Here is a 14,544-nt window from a genome sequence, read left to right as displayed (position 1 = left end):
AGTTATTCCTAAATAGCAGGATAAAAATCAACAATCTCCCCTTGAGCAACTAAGTAGCAGTCCATACCAGCCCTGTTAGCGGCCTGACGGCCGATCAGAGTATCTTCAAATACCACACAATCTGAGGCTGCAAGGGAGAGTTGCTGGGCGACTTTTTCAAAGGTATCAGGATTGGGTTTGTGGTTGTCGACGTCATCAGAGGTCACCAAAGCCTGCACCATACTGAGAATATCGGTGGTATCAAGTATCTCTTTTGCGTGCTTGTATTGCGCACCAGTACCAATGCCGATTGGTTTATTTTTGTAATTTTCTTTCAGGATCTTGTAGATCGTTGGAATAATGTCGCCTTTATGCTCAATCCTTTCAAAAACCTCAACTTTATGTTTGGTAATCGCTTGGGCGTCTAAATCAAGCGTGTAGCGTTTGAGGATTTCCAGCGTCACTTTTCTTGAAGGCATCCCCCCTAATTGGTCAAGCCACTCTTTATCATAGGGAATATCAAATGCCTGACAGGTTGCTTCCCAAGCCTCTGCGTGGGCCACCATTGAATTGACCAGTGTGCCGTCGAGATCAAAAATGATGCCTTGGTATTTATCTAGATTAAGCATGAAAAGCACCTTAAATCATGTCATTACAGGTTGTTCATTGAGTGCGTCTAGTCTCAGAACTGATAGCAATGCGATGAACTAGGAGAAGTGAGCTATTGTCCCATTCTATTTAGAGAGATCAATACTGGTGGCCTGGAAAAAACGATGGCGTCAAAAAAAGCCGAGCAATTTGCTCGGCTTTTATTAATACATTTGTTTTTAAGGCATTACATCAGCCATTTCCACCAGATGAAAATAGCTAGGAAGCCAAATAGGTAAGTGAGGCCGACCCACGAAAGCACTTTGAGCTTAGTCCCCAATTGTAGGGCGGCTGGAAGCTGAGTTCGTGACACCAATATGTAGTTCAAAAGCGCGAATACTGGCGTCGTAACAAATGCGAGGATCATAGCAAAGTTAAGCATAGGCATTAATGCAGAAGCAAAAAACGCAATAATCGAAATAGCCGCTACTGCGACAATAACCACCCACGCCTGAAAGTGTTTGGGATTCTCTACCGTTTTATTTTGCAGCAAGCGCTGCGATTCTGCGATGGCACGAGAATAGCCATCGATAACGGTAATGGTGCTACCAAAAATACAGAAAAAGGCAATCACAGCAATGAGGTAGCGAGACCATTCACCAATGGTTGATGCGTACATGCTGACGAGCTGATGAGAGAAGCCAACGCCCGATGCCGACAGCTCAGTGCCAGACCCGTGAATCACGAGCGCCCCAAGTGCCAAGAAAACAATGGCAAGTAAGGCGGTGCCAATATAGCCAACATTAAAATCAAACAATGCCGACTCTGGCGTTACGGTTTGTTTCTTACATTGGGTTTTTAGCCACATCGACGTTAGGCTTGAGATCTCAATAGGGGCTGGCATCCAGCCCATGGTCACGACAATGAAACCAATAGAAGCAATGGTCCATGGCGACGGGGCTTGGTAGTCGGCTGGCGCGGCACTGCCATTTGAGATAGCGATGCAAACCGCGGTGACCGTTGCAACCGTTAACACGGCCATGATGACCTTTGACAGGGTATCGAGGGCGCGATAATGACCCGCAAACAAGATAGCAAGGCACGTAGCTAAAACAATGCCGCATAAGGCGACGAGCGGTAATTCAAAGGGTAAAAAATACCCAAGTAAGCTAGCACTAAATAGCAGTAATGCTGCGGTATTAATGATGCCTGAAATGACGCTGAGTATCGTAAAAACCCACAAATAACCACGACCTAGATTAGCATAACCCTGAATAAGGCTATCGCCTGTTCCCATGGTGTACTGGATGCCGGCTCGAAAAAATGGATATTTAAGAAGGTTGACCAGCAAAATCAGAGCAGCTAACTGCCAGCCATAAATGGCGCCAGCTTTGGTTGAGGCAACCAGATGTGATCCTCCTACGGCGGCAGCGGCCATCATAATACCAGGGCCAAGGGAGCGAATTAATTGACTCAATCCGGCACGTGTAGTGGCAGGTGACGAGATGGAACTCTCCATATTTAAAATTCCTTTGTAATTATTATCCATGAGGGTTTAGTTATTCGCGTTCAAAAATATGTACACTTCGCGAAAAATTTATTTTGCTATCGCTCTTTTTCTACAGGACTGACAGCAATATGCAATCAATCGAGTTGATTTAAAAATGAGCGATTGGAGTTAAGAACTGATTTATTAGTGATGTCTGGTTATTTGTATTAATTTTCAATAATACAGTCACATAAAAAGAAGGGATTTTTCGTTAAAACAGTGAATAAAATTTGTCGTTGGAATAGGCGCGTTGTGAGTGAATAACAGGTAATTATATTGGGTCTAAATCTGTGTTATCACCAATTCGGTATAGCCCGTGGTCTGGTCATGTTCTCGACTAAAATGAAGGTCAGGATATCGATGGAGGATAAGCTCTGCAGTGGTATCAACGAGACTGCCTTCGAGCAAGTGGCCACCGATCACTTTTCCTTGGGCATCGGCCACCGCAATATGAATATGTTGATGACAAGGAGTAAGCGTGGCCATCAGGGAAACGATCTCAAAGGGTGCTTGCATCATGATGGACTGAGTGGCGCCGGCAAGGCGAATATGAATCGACTGAAGACATCCGACACATGACGCAACACTTCCCGCTTTAATATTATGTTCGGTGACCAGCGACTGGATGGCCAGCTTTAGGTCTTGGCCTTTTGTTAAGCGAATCGCAATCGTGTCATTCATGTAGATGTTTTAACCTTATGTGCTCTTCAATAAAAACAGCATTCTATTCGTATCATTTCGCGATGAGGTGTCATTGCCTCAATGACCACCTTAAACTCGGCCTTATTGAGGCAAATAAAATGCTAAAACCTAGCGACGTTTAATCTGCTGCACCACTAAGCCAATGACAATCAACACCAAGCCCACCAGTGTTGACGGGTGAATCTCTTCTCCAATCACATAAGCAAGGAGCATGAGAGATATGAATGGCGAAGCAAAGATTAAGTTGCTGATGCGCGCCGTATTTTGTGTGAGCTTAAGAGCGCTGAGCCACAAGACAAACGTAATGCCCATCTCAAACAAACCCACATAAGTCACGGCGAGCCAACCTTGCGTGCTGATACCGCCCCAAGAAGCGCCCTCAAAAATTGCGACGCCAAATGCCAAGGGCAATGCAACTAAGAAGCCCAGCAAAACCCCAATCACTGGGTCAGCCGTGTTCTTGGTATTTAGAATCCAATAGCTTGCCCAGAGCAGGGTAGAAATAAGAGCAAGACCGACACCCAACGGGCTATCAAATTGCAGCCCTAGCACATCGCCTTTTGTGGCAATAACAACCACACCGAAGTAGCCTAATAAGCACGCAATCCAATCTTGGCCTCGGATTTTCTGCTTCAAAAATACGGCAGCCATTAAGGTTAAGGTTATCGCCCAGCTGTAATTAATGGGTTGCGCCTGGGAGGCGGGCAGTAATTCATAGGCTTTAAACAAAATGAGGTAATAAGCAAACGGATTGATCAGCCCAAGCAATACGTAGTACCAAGGATTGGAAATAAACGTCGTTTTGATTTGTTTTAGTGTGCCTTGAGCCCCGCACACAATCACGAGCGCAATGGCAGAAACCAGAGAGGCGACAAAGACCATTTGAGCAGGCGTGAACTCTTCCAAGGTGAGCTTGAATGCGGTTGCAACCGTCGACCAAAGTAGGACAGCGGATAAAGCAAAGAGTAGAGCTTTTCGTTCATTTTGCATGAGGAGGTAGCACACGGTAAACGGAGTAAAGATGCCAGCATCTTACCAGCGAAAAGCATTCTGCAAAGCAAGAGTTTTGGTAACTAGATAAGGGTCACAATGAAATTAATGCCGGCAGAGGGGTAAGGTCGATGAGTGAGGCTTGTTGCTTTGCTGAGTGTTGTCCAAATAAGAATAACGGGGTAAATGTTTCCTGCGTTGTTGTACCTGGTTGCTTTAATTTATCCAGATCGACCAGCGTTAACAGCGCGTGATAACGTAATACATATTGGCGAGTCTCGCTGGGTAAAATTAAGTGGTCAAATTGTCGAGTGCCTGCCCGATTCACTGCCCGCTGAACACGACCTTCTCCGGCATTGTAAGCGGCTAACGTTAGATTGATATCGCCATCAAATTTACGATAGAGAAAGTCTAAGTACTTTAAGGCAGCAGACGTACTGGCCTCAATATCAAAGCGTTCATCCTTATGGTCATTGACCGTCAATCCAAAACGCGTTGCCGTGGCAGGGATCAGCTGCCAAAGACCAGCCGCATTCGCGGCGGATACAGCTTTCGGGTTATAGGAAGACTCGAGCATGGGTATCAAGATTAGACTTTCCGGTAACGAATGATGAGTAAGCTGCTTGAAGAGGTCGTTAATTAAAGGGCTGAACGTGTCGAGTTTATTGAGAATAGCGGCTTGATAAGGCTTTAATATCTCGAGGTGAGGCGTGATCGCACTTTGACTGATGGTGGATTGTTGTGAGCTAATCGCGAAACTTGTACTGCTAAACATGAATAGCAGAGAAAGCACTGCTATGGTCACCACTCTAATCGTGTGGCGACCTAACGGTTGGTCTTGCAGGCACGAGTTAACGGGCATACTCACCATAGACAGCTTGTTCTTCATATGTGTTCGGGGCTTTGCCTGTCAATTCTCCCAGCAACTCATGAAAGGCCGCAGAGCTTTGTCCGTTATCATGGTTACAACGCTGACACTGCTTAATTAAAGCTTCTAATACTGACCATTGCTTGACGACATGTGCTTGTAACTTAACGGGCAGCGCCTGTGTTAATGCTTTCACTCCTACCTCAGAGCTCGGCAATTGCAGTTGTTGCAAGCACATAGTACGAGTGGTCGCGCCGCGGCTTAATTGTTTCAAAACTGGAAGTTGCTGCTCAATGTTTTTATTGAGCGCATTGCCATCCAATTTGAGATATAAAGCTTTTTGGTGCTGCAAAAGTGCAAGTAATTTGTGATAAAGCCTAATGTCATCCGAGATGGAAACCACAAAATTCTGCACCAATTCACTTTTTGTTACTGTCATGGAATCCTCATTATTCTCAACGCTTTACGTTCACTTTGTCATCTGTTCTATTGTCGACGTGCTTGCCATTAATCGTTAGTCGTGCCCCGTATGAAAGCGCATCACCGCCTGAGAGAGGGCTTGAACGTCCAAAGAGAGGTCACCATTTTTCAATGCATTGCGAACCTGCTCAACCTTGGCCATGTCGACATCGGGCAGTTGGGATAGCTCAGCTTGAGCGGTATCCAGAGCGACCGTATTAGCATTGAATGCAGCGGCATTGATGGATTGACGACTGGGCGCTTCTGTTGCGGACGTATTGGGCTGCTTAAGCGCCGTTTGTGGAACATGCCCACCCGCTACCTTGTCGATTTTCATTGCACATCTCCTGTCACATGCTGTTAACGGTATCGATTGTTAACGATATAGGGCGACAAACATGGGAGGATCATTAAATGTGGGTACGCCTCTTTTTTTTGTACAGCACAACGTGATGTGTTGACGAGGCCATAAGATGAAATCTGATACCTTGAGCCCAATATTTATGTTGGCTATGCGGCACTCAAAACTGGGTTTGAACTTGATTTAATCCTGTCACGACGGCGCGAATTATTTTTTTTGATTTCAAATTTTGCACTCGAATTTGCTCTCCTTTTCCCCCTGTTTCCATTGCGAGTCCTCGGGTGCTGGCGCTGAACTTCCCAGAGGTGGCGACCATGATCACCTCGTTACCCTTTTCCACTAGCGGCGGGGTGCTAATAAAGCGTGCATTGATGAGTTGCCCAGAACGTAGACGCCTATTCACATTCTTCCCTATGACTTGGTCAAGACGAACAATAAACGGCATATCTCGAGTGATTGAGCGTTGCTCGAGTTTGACATCTTTAAAGGTGATGTTGTCGTGGCGATTTAAGGTTTTTGCTGCCACCACCACAGGCAACGACAACGTGACACGTACCGTCGTGTTGATGCGCCAATCATTCTGGCCGTCTTGGCAAGTGACACTGCGTTTTAGGTGGCCAACGGGGAAATAATGATTATCGCGACCTGTAATTGATAGAGGCTGTAAACAACGCTCAAGGTGTTTTACTGAGTCTGGAACTAAGGTCACGAGAGTGGCTTCAAACTCGCCCCATTGTTGCTGACTTGCGAGCAGTGACAGTTCATCTTTCACCGACTTCTCAACGTCTTGAGTGATACTTTTCGCCGTCATGGTTTGTGATTGTTGGGCCATGACAGAATGGCTCAACAGTATCAAAATTATGCTTCCTAGTTTCTTCCATATCATGGTGAACACTTCCGATAAACGGAAGTTCGACTTCCTTTTGTTGTTGTAATGCATTGTTTTTAATGAATTAAATTTATGGCATGTAAATTGTAACGTCTCTCGGTACTTTGCCGAAGGAAAGGAATGTGAGATGGCAATCAGCTTTGAAAATGCACTAGGGGTTCATCCTAATGCTCTCGACTTTCGGGTTCAGCGTACCAAGGTCTTGGCTAGTAACTTAGCAAATGTTGACACCCCTGGATACCTAGCCAGAGACCTTAGCTTTAAGGCCGTGATGGGGCAAATAACGCCGAATGGCGTGTCGTCTAACGTACCTCAACTCATGGTTGAGTCTCAGTATTCGATGCCTTACCAAAACAGCAAAGATGGCAATACGGTGGAATTGGGTGTTGAGCAGGCCAAGTTCGCGCAAAACAACATGGATTTTCAAACCAGCCTAACGTTTCTCAATATGAAGTTGAGTGGCTTGGCAAAAGCAATTGAAGGACGTTAATCATGTCATTTACGGATATCTATTCTATCGCGGGGTCGGCGATGACGGCGCAAACTGTGCGGCTCAATACTGTCGCCAGTAACTTAGCCAACGCGGATGCTGTCTCTGCAAACCCAGACGATGCCTATAAAGCACTCAAGCCCGTTTTTGCGACGGTGTACAACAAATCCCAATTCTCGGCCGAGCAAGCATTGTATCCCAATGCCGAGGTGCGAATCGTGGACGTGGTGCAAAGTCAATCACAAGCCGAGCAGCGTTTTGAACCCAGTAACCCATTAGCGAACCAAGAAGGCTATGTGTATTACCCAGGTATTGATGTGGTGACAGAGATGGCTGACATGATGTCAGCGACTCGTAGCTTTGAGACCAATGTCGAGGTACTCGCTAACGTGAAAAGTATGCAGCAAGGGTTATTGCGTTTAGGGGAGGGTCGCTAATGAGTATTGCTCAGTTTAGTGCACTGTCGAGCGATACCCCGTTGCCGGCACAAACCGATGCAGGTGTTTCGGCCAACCCGCAAGACATGAATGGCAGTAGCGCACTGCAAAATGAATTCATCACCTTGATGGTCGCACAGATACAAAATCAAGATCCCTTAAACCCGTTAGATGGCACTGAATATGTTAGTCAGCTTGCGCAGTTCTCGCAGGTTCAAAGTACTGAAAACATGTCGTCACTGATGCAGAACAGTATGGTGCTCCTCGACAATATGCAGGTGCTATCAACGGCAGGCTTAGTCGGACAAACCGTGTATGTCAGCAGCAATGAGTTTGAGATGGGTGAGACTGCTCAGAATGGGAAAATTGAGCTTGCTCATTCATCAAACCAAGTAAACCTAATTGTCGAAGATGAGTTTGGGCAGAAGACGACCGTGCCACTTGGCGCCCATGCCGCCGGTGATGTTGAGTTCTCCCTTGACCCTGAAGAGCACGGCTTGAAGCCAGGCAACTACCGAGTGTCAGTGGAAGTTCAAGAGGGACAGACCTCGCCGAATCTTTTGCTTGCCGGTGAGGTAGAGCAGGTTCGTATCCCAAGCACAGGTGGCGCAGCACTGGTCAATATTACCGGTGTCGGTAGCGTGCCTTTTTATCAGATCAGCCAGTTTGGTGCCTAGCGCCTTGTTGAGTACATCACACAAAATACCAAGAAGAGGACATCATGAGCTTTGATATCGCATTAAGTGGCCTGGACGCCACCAACACACAACTGAACACGATTAGCCACAATATTGCTAACGCATCGACGTATGGTTTTAAAGAAGCGAGAACCGAGTTTTCTGCGGTCTATAACGGTATGCAAGCGGGTGGGGTTGAAGTTGCCGCTATCTCTCAAAATTTTGATAAAAACGGCTCGGTTTCTGGAACGGGACGTTCCATGGATTTAGCGATTAATGGTAACGGGTTCTTTGTGACTAAAGACCACATGGGGCAGACCTTGTATACCCGCGCAGGGGTGTTTGGTACGGATAAAGAAAACTATGTCGTCGGCAACACAGGGGCAAAGCTGCAAGGTTATAACGTGGATGGCAAAAACAACTTACTGACGGGTTCGGTGGGGGATGTGAAAATCAGCACGTCGTCATTGGCCGCTCAAGCAACCGATAAACTGGATTTTGTTGCCAACTTTGATGCCAGCTCAAAGGTTATTGACCAAGCGGTAACACCGTTTGATTCAACCGATCCTAGTTCATTTAATTCCTCTTACACCACCAAAGTACATGATTCGTTGGGCAACCCACATACGGTTACGCAGTATTTTACCAAGACAGCCGACAATACATGGCAGGTGAATGTTGAAGTCGATGGCTCGGCGACGACCCCGGCCGCAACAACCCAAAACGTGACCTTTGACACCGATGGTACATTGGCCTCTCCGACAGGCAGCTTTAACGTTGCCTTCCCGGCTGCCGGTGCCAACAACATGAGTATCGATATCAGTTTGGCGGGCAGCACTCAGTTTGGCGCCGCATTTGGTGTGAGCACCAATAGCCCGAATGGCTATACCTCGGGTGAACTGGCGGGTGTGCGCGTGGAAGACAATGGGATGGTGTTTGCGACCTACACCAATGGTCAATCACAACTTCAAGGTCAAGTGGTCTTGGCTAACTTTGCTAACCCACAAGGTTTGGCGAAAACCAATGGCACTGCTTGGACACAAAGCTACGGCTCTGGTGCGCCAGTGATGGGGACTCCGGGGACGGGGGTTCTGGGTGACTTAACGCCAGGCGCGTTAGAAGGATCCAATGTGGACCTGACGTCTGAACTAGTGAATTTGATGACCGCGCAGCGTAATTATCAAGCTAATGCTAAGACGATTTCGACCTCCGATAAGCTGACACAAGCCCTGTTCAACGCAGTGTAAGGATTCGAGCATGGACAGCTTACTATTTACTGCAACAACGGGCGCAAGCCGCGTACTTAAGGCGCAGCATGTTCGTTCCAATAACTTGTCGAATGCCGACACTGCGGGTTTTCGGGCCGACATGGAACGGGTAAAAAGCGTGCCGCTTTCCGGTTCTGGTTTTGATGGTCGCACCATGGTAGTGACCAATTCAGCGGCAACCCGTTTTGATGCGGGTGACATCGTGAAAACCAGTCGAGCCTTGGATGTCGCGGTGATGGGCGATGGTTTCTTTACCGTGCAAACGCCTGCCGGTGATGAGGCCTACACCCGAGCCGGGAATATCAAGGTCGATGAGCTGGGGGCGATGAGCATCAACGGCTTTGCCGTTGTGGGTGACAACGGGCCGATGGTGTTGCCTGACTATCAAAAAGTGGAAATCAGTGAGCGCGGCCGGGTTGCCATTATCCCACCCGGTGGTAATGCTGAGGTCGAGGTTGGGCAACTGAAGTTGGTAAAACCTGATCCGACACAGCTGCAAAAAGAAAGCGACAGCTTACTGCACAGTAATACGGGGGCTCCGTTTGCCGCCGATGCGACCGTTAATCTTGCCCCTGAGCATATTGAAGCCAGTAACGTATCCGCTATTGATGAGCTGCTTAGTGTCATGTCACTCACTCGAAATTTTGAGATGCAAATCCGCATGATGAAAACGGCAGAAACACTGGCACAAGCAGGCAATAAATTAATGAGTGCGCGTTAACGCGCACGGCAAAGGAGCAACACAATGCATTCAGCACTATGGATCAGTAAGACTGGTATGGCGGCGCAAGACACCAAGATGTCAGCCATCTCAAACAATCTAGCCAACGTGAATACCGTGGGCTTTAAACGAGATCGAGTGGTCTTCGAGGATTTGTTCTACAGCATTCAACGTCAACCGGGCGCACAAGTAGATCAAGTCAATCAACTGCCAACGGGCGTACAACTTGGTAGTGGGGTTCGTGTCGTGGGCACGCAGAAAGTCTTTACACAAGGCAGCGCGCAAAACACGGGACAAGAACTTGATCTCGCGGTTATGGGGCAGGGTTTTTTCCAAATTGAAAACTCCGATGGGCAGATCATGTATACCCGAAATGGCCAGTTTCATGTCAACTCTGAGGGGTTGATGGTGAACAGTCAGGGCCTCCCACTGGAGCCACAAGTGCAGTTGCCTGACAACGCACTGAGTTTATCTGTTGGGGTCGATGGCACAGTAACCGCGACTACCGCAGACAGCACAGTGCCACAAGATTTAGGTCAAATATCATTGGCGAAATTCATTAACCCAGCCGGACTTGAAGCGGTGGGCGGGAACTTATTTAAAGAAACGGAGGCGAGTGGTCAGGCCGAAGAGCTGATACCGGGAGAAGAAGGCGCGGGCAGTATTAAGCAGGGTGCTCTGGAAGGTTCTAATGTGCAAGTGGTGGAGGAAATGGTCGATATGATCACCACTCAGCGTGCCTACGAGATGAATGCCAAGGTCGTCTCTGCCGCCGATGACATGCTCAAGTTTGTTGCTCAAGCCATTTAAGTAGTCGCATCATGCGTAAGGATTTTGACATGACATGGCGTTCACTTTTTATCACAGCAATACTACTTCTTGGTATTTCCGGGTGCTCGATCCGTCCAGAGTTCGTACCGCCTGAACCGGATGAGCAAAAGTACGCCCCTCCGGTGCTCAATTATGATTTGCCGGAAGCGGCGGGTGGCAGTTTGTATCGACACCGCTATAACCTGACATTGTTTCAGGATCGCCGTGCGTATCGAGTGGGCGACATGCTGACGATTCTACTTGCCGAAGAAACCCAATCCAGCAAAAAGGCAGACACTAAGTTTGGTAAGTCATCGAGTGTCAACTTTGGTGCGGCCAGCATCGGTGGAAAGACATACGATGAAACCGCGGTGGGTTTAAGTGGAGACCGTGATTTTGATGGCTCTGCTGCCAGTTCACAGGGCAATAGCTTGGAAGGCGCCATTACGGTAACGGTGCATGATGTGTTGCCAAATGGCGTGTTACGCATCAGTGGTGAAAAATGGATTCGTCTTAATCAAGGGGATGAATTTATTCGTGTGACAGGGATTGTGCGTGTCGATGATGTCGACCGTTACAACCAGGTTTTTTCTCATCGTATTGGTGATGCCCGCATCACTTACTCAGGGCGTGGCGCATTGGCTGACAGTAACTCAGCAGGGTGGTTAACGCAGTTCTTTACCAGCCCGTGGATACCTTTTTAATGAATCGACAACAGATAACGTGTACTACGCTATTTTTGGTACTGATACTTGGCATGATCACCACATCGCGAGCAGAAACACCGATTCCGATTATGGACCTGGTGGATGTTCAAGGCATCAGGAATAACCAATTGGTGGGATACGGCTTAGTCGTGGGCTTGGATGGCCAGGGCGATCGTAATCAGGTGAAATTTACCGCTCAGTCCATCATGAATATGCTGCGTCAATTTGGTGTACAGATTGATGATGCGGCCAATCCGAAACTTCGAAATGTAGCCTCCGTCAGTGTGACGGCTATGGTTGACCCGATGGCGGGGCCTGGTCAGGCCTTAGACATCGTCGTGTCATCGATTGGTGATGCGAAAAGCCTACGAGGAGGCACGCTTTTGCTTACCCCGTTACGCGGAGTGGACGGCGACGTATATGCCGTTGCACAAGGTAATATGGTGGTGGGCGGTGTGTCGGCTGAGGGGCGAAGTGGCTCTAAAATTGCCGTCAATACACCCACCTCTGGGCGTATTCCAAATGGAGCGATTTTGGAGCGTGAAATCCCTTCTGATTTTAATAGCCGCGATCAGATCACGCTGCATCTACGCAAAGCCAGTTTTACGACCTCAAAGAATATCGCACGTGAGATCAATGCCACATTTGGTCCTGATGTGGCAATTGCCGTCAATAAGGCTCGAGTCGATATGCGAGCCCCTAAAGATACCCAGCAACGCGTCACCATGATGTCAATGTTGGAAGAAATGAGTGTGATTGAGGGGCGGAAGCCAGCCCGAATCGTGTTCAATTCTCGAACTGGGACGGTGGTGGTAGGGAAAAATGTCAAGGTCACCGAAGCCGCAGTGAGTCATGGCAATCTAACGGTAACCATTTCTGAATCACAGCGTGTTAGCCAGCCCAATGCCTTTGCTGACGGTGATACGGTGGTGGTCGATCAATCCAAGGTTGATATCCAAGAAGATCAAGCTCAGATGGTCATCTGGCCCGCGGGTACAGAGCTCAACACGATTGTTAATGCGGTGAACAGTTTGGGGGCGACACCGACTGACCTCATGTCTATTTTGCAGGCGCTGCATGAAGCCGGTGCCTTAAACGCCGAACTCGTCGTGATTTAGGAGAGTAGCATGAAAATTGAGACGACAAACTCGAGCATTAATACACAGGTTCTGTACCACGACAATGCTGCCCTCACCAATATTAAACATAGTCAGGACTCACCTGCGGCACTTAAAGAAGTCGCTGGTCAGTTTGAGGCGATGTTTTTGCAAATGGTGCTCAGACAAATGCGCAGTAGCAGCGATGTATTGGCCGATGAAGACAGTCCGTTTTCATCCCAGCAGCAAGGGGTATTTCGTGATATGCATGATGGCCAGTTGGCGATAGAGCTCGCCAAAAAGCAAAACTCAGGCATTGCCGATATGTTGGTTAAACAGCTGAGCCCTTCCCATTCAGAGGTGCAGTTTGAGGCTAACAGTGCGTTGTCATTAGCCTCCGCCAATGATTTGGAAGCGAGTTCACAGCCTGAACTTATCGCAGTAAAGAATTCAGTCCATGATGTTAACGCTTTCCCCTCACAAGTCGCCTTGACTCTTCAATCACCGCAAGAGTCTGCCACTACGATGGCTTTCTCTCAGCCTCTTCTAAGAACAACGGAGCGTGATCTATTATGAATCTCGTTAATATTGCGCTATCAGGTATGAATGCCAACCGCGTTGCATTGGATGTGACGGCGCAAAATGTGGCTAACATCAACACCGAAGGGTACAGCCGGCAGCAAGCATTAATGGCTTCGATATCTGGTGGCAAGTACGATTCCCGCAGCCCAGGAATGGGCGTGGAAGTGACGGGGATTCGCCGAGTGACGGATCAATACTTGGTGTCTCAAACGTGGTCGACGAATAGCTCAGCCAATTATGCATCGAGTTATATGAGCAGTATGGCTCAGCTTGAAAACATGCTCGGCGCCGATGGTTTTAGTCTTAATATGGGGCTCGATTCTTTGTTTGCCTCCCTTAATGATGCGACGTCCAAGCCTGAGTCAACGCCGCTTCGTCAGCAAATTATCAATGAATCAGAAGCTCTCGCGCTTCGTTTTAATACCCTGACTCAATCGCTTCATGGCCAGCATAAAGACACGCACGACCAAAGAAATACCGCCATCGCCCATGCCAATAGCGTGATGGCAAATATTGCCGAAGTGAATAAACAGATAGTTGAAACCACGGGGACGGGAGGCAATGCGGCGCAGCTCCTCGATACTCGCGATCACCTAATTGGTTCACTATCTAAAATTATGGAAGTCAAAACGACGAATCAGCCAGATGGTAGTGTGCAAATCTCACTTGCCTCTGGGCAGCCATTAGTGTTGGGAGGGGATGCAGGTAAGATAAAAGCCATTCCCGATGCGAGTGACCCTTATTTAGCAGAACTGCATATTGAATTTGCTCAGCAAACCTTTGCAACCAATGGTGATATCGGCGGAAAGATTGGTGCGTTGAACGACTATCAAACCGAGGTGTTAAAGCCAAATCAAGACGCCTTAGATGACATGGCGATGCACCTTGCTAATGAATTTAATGCAACGCTTGCGGCTGGCCTTGATCTCAATGGTAACGCCGGGGCGGCGCTGTTTACGTATGACCCTGCCAATCCAGCCTCTAGTATTGCGATCAATCCGCTTACTGCCAATGAACTGGCATTGTCTAGCGATGGCACCCCTGGTAACAGCGACAACCTGACCGACTTGATTGCGATCAGCAATAAACCAGTTGCGGTCTCCGGGTTTGGCTCGTTGTCGTTAAACGATGCCTTTACCGCCATGACCGGAGAGACGGCGATCAAGTCACGACAAGCCGAGTCGGATTATCAGGCAAAAAATGCGATGAATGAGCAAGCGATTGCCGCTCGCGATAATGTCAGCGCCGTTAACAGTGATGAAGAAGCCGCAAACCTGATGACGTTTGCTAATGCCCATAATGCCAATATGAAAGTGATCAGCACTGCGAATCAATTGTTTGATTCGGTGTTGCAGCTGTTTTAAGGAGCG

Annotated in this window: 18 protein-coding genes; 10 read left to right on the top strand and 8 right to left on the bottom strand. The window is 48.0% G+C overall.

Annotated features, from left to right (window positions below):
- Positions 1 to 8: 8 nt before the first annotated feature.
- The 8 genes from AB4405_RS07100 to flgA form a co-directional block, all read right to left on the bottom strand.
- Positions 9 to 608: a beta-phosphoglucomutase family hydrolase gene (locus tag AB4405_RS07100; protein WP_372060225.1), complete on the bottom strand. Its 600-nt coding sequence runs from the start codon at positions 606 to 608 to the stop codon at positions 9 to 11.
- Between the two features lie 206 nt (positions 609 to 814).
- Positions 815 to 2,086, bottom strand: coding sequence for an NRAMP family divalent metal transporter (locus AB4405_RS07095; RefSeq protein ID WP_372060224.1), 1,272 nt, complete (start codon positions 2,084 to 2,086; stop codon positions 815 to 817).
- A gap of 312 nt (positions 2,087 to 2,398) precedes the next feature.
- Positions 2,399 to 2,797, bottom strand: a complete 399-nt coding sequence (locus AB4405_RS07090) for a PPC domain-containing DNA-binding protein (protein ID WP_372060223.1) — start codon at positions 2,795 to 2,797, stop codon at positions 2,399 to 2,401.
- 129 nt (positions 2,798 to 2,926) lie between these two features.
- On the bottom strand, positions 2,927 to 3,808 hold the full coding sequence (locus tag AB4405_RS07085; protein ID WP_372060222.1) for a DMT family transporter: 882 nt from the start codon (positions 3,806 to 3,808) through the stop codon (positions 2,927 to 2,929).
- A gap of 94 nt (positions 3,809 to 3,902) precedes the next feature.
- Entirely contained in the window at positions 3,903 to 4,697 is a 795-nt protein-coding gene (locus AB4405_RS07080; RefSeq protein ID WP_372060221.1) for a lytic transglycosylase domain-containing protein, read from the bottom strand.
- The gene (gene flgN, locus AB4405_RS07075) at positions 4,660 to 5,115 is read right to left on the bottom strand and encodes a flagellar export chaperone FlgN (protein WP_372060220.1); all 456 of its coding nucleotides are present in this window, start codon (positions 5,113 to 5,115) and stop codon (positions 4,660 to 4,662) included. Before flgN ends, AB4405_RS07080 begins: the two co-directional genes overlap by 38 nt.
- A 75-nt stretch (positions 5,116 to 5,190) precedes the next feature.
- Positions 5,191 to 5,472 (bottom strand): flagellar biosynthesis anti-sigma factor FlgM, encoded by a 282-nt coding sequence (gene flgM / locus AB4405_RS07070; protein WP_102470876.1) that lies wholly within the window; start codon positions 5,470 to 5,472, stop codon positions 5,191 to 5,193.
- Between the two features lie 184 nt (positions 5,473 to 5,656).
- Positions 5,657 to 6,328 (bottom strand): flagellar basal body P-ring formation chaperone FlgA, encoded by a 672-nt coding sequence (flgA, locus tag AB4405_RS07065; protein ID WP_241903157.1) that lies wholly within the window; start codon positions 6,326 to 6,328, stop codon positions 5,657 to 5,659.
- A 184-nt stretch (positions 6,329 to 6,512) separates the two neighbouring features.
- On the opposite strand from flgA, the gene flgB reads away from it, so the two are divergent.
- The 10 genes from flgB to flgK are packed head-to-tail and all read left to right on the top strand — an operon-like array spanning position 6,513 to position 14,538.
- Entirely contained in the window at positions 6,513 to 6,875 is a 363-nt protein-coding gene (gene flgB, locus AB4405_RS07060) for a flagellar basal body rod protein FlgB (protein ID WP_372060219.1), read from the top strand.
- 2 nt (positions 6,876 to 6,877) lie between these two features.
- Positions 6,878 to 7,312 carry a flagellar basal body rod protein FlgC gene (flgC, locus tag AB4405_RS07055; protein WP_372060218.1) on the top strand — a complete coding sequence of 145 codons (435 nt, stop codon included), beginning with the start codon at positions 6,878 to 6,880 and terminating at the stop codon, positions 7,310 to 7,312.
- Entirely contained in the window at positions 7,312 to 7,989 is a 678-nt protein-coding gene (flgD, locus tag AB4405_RS07050; RefSeq protein ID WP_372060217.1) for a flagellar hook assembly protein FlgD, read from the top strand. Before flgC ends, flgD begins: the two co-directional genes overlap by 1 nt.
- A 44-nt stretch (positions 7,990 to 8,033) precedes the next feature.
- Positions 8,034 to 9,236, top strand: a complete 1,203-nt coding sequence (gene flgE / locus AB4405_RS07045; RefSeq protein ID WP_372060216.1) for a flagellar hook protein FlgE — start codon at positions 8,034 to 8,036, stop codon at positions 9,234 to 9,236.
- 10 nt (positions 9,237 to 9,246) lie between these two features.
- The gene (locus AB4405_RS07040) at positions 9,247 to 9,978 is read left to right on the top strand and encodes a flagellar basal body rod protein FlgF (protein WP_102470881.1); all 732 of its coding nucleotides are present in this window, start codon (positions 9,247 to 9,249) and stop codon (positions 9,976 to 9,978) included.
- Between the two features lie 24 nt (positions 9,979 to 10,002).
- Complete coding sequence (gene flgG, locus AB4405_RS07035) at positions 10,003 to 10,788, top strand: flagellar basal-body rod protein FlgG (protein ID WP_102470882.1); 786 nt, start codon at positions 10,003 to 10,005, stop codon at positions 10,786 to 10,788.
- A 29-nt stretch (positions 10,789 to 10,817) separates the two neighbouring features.
- Positions 10,818 to 11,492: a flagellar basal body L-ring protein FlgH gene (flgH, locus tag AB4405_RS07030; protein WP_372060215.1), complete on the top strand. Its 675-nt coding sequence runs from the start codon at positions 10,818 to 10,820 to the stop codon at positions 11,490 to 11,492.
- Entirely contained in the window at positions 11,492 to 12,613 is a 1,122-nt protein-coding gene (locus AB4405_RS07025) for a flagellar basal body P-ring protein FlgI (RefSeq protein ID WP_372060214.1), read from the top strand. Before flgH ends, AB4405_RS07025 begins: the two co-directional genes overlap by 1 nt.
- Positions 12,614 to 12,622: 9 nt before the next feature.
- Positions 12,623 to 13,168: a rod-binding protein gene (locus AB4405_RS07020; protein ID WP_372060213.1), complete on the top strand. Its 546-nt coding sequence runs from the start codon at positions 12,623 to 12,625 to the stop codon at positions 13,166 to 13,168.
- Entirely contained in the window at positions 13,165 to 14,538 is a 1,374-nt protein-coding gene (flgK, locus tag AB4405_RS07015) for a flagellar hook-associated protein FlgK (RefSeq protein ID WP_372060212.1), read from the top strand. Before AB4405_RS07020 ends, flgK begins: the two co-directional genes overlap by 4 nt.
- Positions 14,539 to 14,544: the final 6 nt, after the last annotated feature.

The sequence above is a fragment of the Vibrio sp. 10N.261.51.F12 genome (genome assembly GCF_041471725.1).
Lineage (GTDB): Bacteria > Pseudomonadota > Gammaproteobacteria > Enterobacterales > Vibrionaceae > Vibrio.
Note: the sequence above shows the minus strand (reverse complement) of the source record. Positions and strands in the feature narration are given on the sequence as shown.

Coding starts and splice junctions, on each gene's coding strand:
- AB4405_RS07100 (WP_372060225.1), bottom strand. CDS start 608: ATGCTTAATCTAGATAAATACCAAGGCATCATTTTTGATCTCGACGGC.
- AB4405_RS07095 (WP_372060224.1), bottom strand. CDS start 2,086: ATGGAGAGTTCCATCTCGTCACCTGCCACTACACGTGCCGGATTGAGT.
- AB4405_RS07090 (WP_372060223.1), bottom strand. CDS start 2,797: ATGAATGACACGATTGCGATTCGCTTAACAAAAGGCCAAGACCTAAAG.
- AB4405_RS07085 (WP_372060222.1), bottom strand. CDS start 3,808: ATGCAAAATGAACGAAAAGCTCTACTCTTTGCTTTATCCGCTGTCCTA.
- AB4405_RS07080 (WP_372060221.1), bottom strand. CDS start 4,697: ATGAAGAACAAGCTGTCTATGGTGAGTATGCCCGTTAACTCGTGCCTG.
- flgN (WP_372060220.1), bottom strand. CDS start 5,115: ATGACAGTAACAAAAAGTGAATTGGTGCAGAATTTTGTGGTTTCCATC.
- flgM (WP_102470876.1), bottom strand. CDS start 5,472: ATGAAAATCGACAAGGTAGCGGGTGGGCATGTTCCACAAACGGCGCTT.
- flgA (WP_241903157.1), bottom strand. CDS start 6,328: ATGGCCCAACAATCACAAACCATGACGGCGAAAAGTATCACTCAAGAC.
- flgB (WP_372060219.1), top strand. CDS start 6,513: ATGGCAATCAGCTTTGAAAATGCACTAGGGGTTCATCCTAATGCTCTC.
- flgC (WP_372060218.1), top strand. CDS start 6,878: ATGTCATTTACGGATATCTATTCTATCGCGGGGTCGGCGATGACGGCG.
- flgD (WP_372060217.1), top strand. CDS start 7,312: ATGAGTATTGCTCAGTTTAGTGCACTGTCGAGCGATACCCCGTTGCCG.
- flgE (WP_372060216.1), top strand. CDS start 8,034: ATGAGCTTTGATATCGCATTAAGTGGCCTGGACGCCACCAACACACAA.
- AB4405_RS07040 (WP_102470881.1), top strand. CDS start 9,247: ATGGACAGCTTACTATTTACTGCAACAACGGGCGCAAGCCGCGTACTT.
- flgG (WP_102470882.1), top strand. CDS start 10,003: ATGCATTCAGCACTATGGATCAGTAAGACTGGTATGGCGGCGCAAGAC.
- flgH (WP_372060215.1), top strand. CDS start 10,818: ATGACATGGCGTTCACTTTTTATCACAGCAATACTACTTCTTGGTATT.
- AB4405_RS07025 (WP_372060214.1), top strand. CDS start 11,492: ATGAATCGACAACAGATAACGTGTACTACGCTATTTTTGGTACTGATA.
- AB4405_RS07020 (WP_372060213.1), top strand. CDS start 12,623: ATGAAAATTGAGACGACAAACTCGAGCATTAATACACAGGTTCTGTAC.
- flgK (WP_372060212.1), top strand. CDS start 13,165: ATGAATCTCGTTAATATTGCGCTATCAGGTATGAATGCCAACCGCGTT.